The following is a 1923-nucleotide window of genomic DNA, read 5'->3' on the forward strand; positions in this document are numbered from 1 at the left end:
GGGGCGGGGTGGGCGTGGGTGACGGGGTGGGCTCGGTGACGGTGATCCGTACGAGGGCGACGGCGTCGAGCGCCGCCTCGTCCTTCACCACGACCCGGTAGGTGAACTCGTCCGCACCGGAGTATCCGGCCTTCGCGGTGTACTTCAGCGAGGTCCCGTCCACCGTCACGGTGCCGTGCCGAGGCGCGCCGTCGACGGAGAGGGTGAGACCGGCCGCGCCGAAGGTGTCGAGGAGCGGCGCGTCGGTGCCGTCCTCCTGGGTCACCGTGTCGTTGGCGAGGACGTCGACCGCGGTCTCCGCGCCCGGGTCGGCGCTCTCCGTGTCGTCGGTGAGCGCCAGTTCGGGTGCCCGGGTGGGGGAGGCGGATGCCGTGGGGGACGTGTCCGCCACGGTCTTCGCGGTCTTTCCGTCGTCGCCCTCGCACCCCGTCAGGGCCAGGGTCAGGACGGCGACCCCCGCGGCCATCCGGAGCGGAACGTTTGTGCTGATCGGCTTCATGTGCCCCCCAAGGCGCTTACGCACGTGCTGTGCAGCTGAAAGCGCGATGCTCGCAGCGGCCGACGGGCGCGGGGGCGACCTTGCGGGAAAGAAGCGGAATCGTGATGAAAGTGTGGAGGAATCATGGCTTCCCGTGAACGGGTGTCCGTCCCGGCCGACGACCCGTGGCCGCGGAGTCCCGGGTGATCCACATGCGGTGACGGCGACCCGGGACGACCATCGGGGTACGGGCGGTGGCCCGGGTCGCGCCCTGGCCCTCTCGGGCCGGTTCTCCCTTCCGGGCGCACCGGACCGCCTCCCGGCCAGCCATCAGCCGGGGGGACGGGAGGTACGGATGCCGCGGCCCCTGTGGACCGGAGCGATCAGTTTCGGCCTGGTCACGATCCCGATCAAGGTCGTGTCCGCCACCGAGAACCATGCGATCTCCTTCCACCAGTACCACCTCCAGGACATGGGCCGGGTCCGTACCCGCAAGGTGTGCGAGCTCGACGGCGAGGTCCTCTCCCAGGACGAGATCGGCAAGGGGTACGAGGTCGCCAAGGACAGGACGGTGCCCGTCACCGACAAGGAACTCGACCGGATGCCGCTGCCGACGGCGAAGGCGATCGAGATCGTGGCCTTCGTGGACGCCGGCGGCGTCGACCCGGTACGGATCAGCGACAGCTACTACCTGGCGGTCGACGGCCAGGTCGCGGCGAAGCCGTACGCGCTGCTCCGGAAGGCGCTGGAACGCAGCGAGAAGGTCGCCGTCGCGAAGTTCGCCTGGCACAACCGGGAGCGGCTGGGGCTGCTGCGGGTGCGGGACGACGCGATCGTGCTGCAGGCCATGCGGTGGCCGGACGAGATCCGCAGCCCCGAGTCCCTGGCCCCCCGGGACGTCGAGCTGGACGAGGGCGAGATCGAACGGGCCGTCCAGCTCACCGACAGCATGGCCCTCGACGGCATCTCCGGTTTCAAGGACCGCTACCGGGAGGCCCTGGAGGAGCTGATCGCGGCCAAGTCGGAGGGTAAGGAGCTGCCGGAGCCGCGCGAGGGCGAGGAGGAGACGGGCAAGGTCATGGACCTGATGGCCGCGCTCAACGCCTCGGTCGAGGCGGCGCGGGAGTCCCGGGGCGAGGAGGTCGGGGGAGAGCACGCGACGGTGCACGAGATGAAGTCCGGCACCCGGAAGCGGGCCACGAAGAAGGCGGCGGAGTCGGCGAAGCCGGCGAAGTCGGCGGACAGCGGGAAGAAGTCGGCGAAGAAGGCCGCGCCGAGGAAGCGCACGGCCTCGTGAGCGGGGGGGGCGAGGGGGCCGGGGGCTTCCGGGCCTCCCTGGCCCCGGGCCTTGTTGGCCCCGGGGCGTCCTTGGCCCCGGGTCTTCTTGGCCCCGGGCTCTGTTGGCCTTGGGCCTTCCTTGCCCCGGGTCTCCTTGGCCCCGGGCT

At 71.4% G+C, this 1923-nt stretch carries 2 protein-coding genes; one reads left to right on the plus strand and one right to left on the minus strand.

Features of this window, described 5'->3' with window-relative positions; all coding sequences use genetic code 11:
- The coding region (locus tag IH13_RS0124425; protein ID WP_234433377.1) for an Ig-like domain-containing protein at window positions 1–466 on the minus strand (466 nt) is incomplete at its 3' end.
- Between the two features lie 367 nt (window positions 467–833).
- On the opposite strand from IH13_RS0124425, the gene IH13_RS0124430 reads away from it, so the two are divergent.
- Window positions 834–1775 carry a non-homologous end joining protein Ku gene (locus IH13_RS0124430; protein ID WP_031087868.1) on the plus strand — a complete coding sequence of 314 codons (942 nt, stop codon included), beginning with the start codon at window positions 834–836 and terminating at the stop codon, window positions 1773–1775.
- Window positions 1776–1923: the final 148 nt, after the last annotated feature.

The organism is Streptomyces sp. NRRL WC-3549, from assembly GCF_000721935.1.
In the GTDB taxonomy this organism is placed as follows: domain Bacteria; phylum Actinomycetota; class Actinomycetes; order Streptomycetales; family Streptomycetaceae; genus Streptomyces.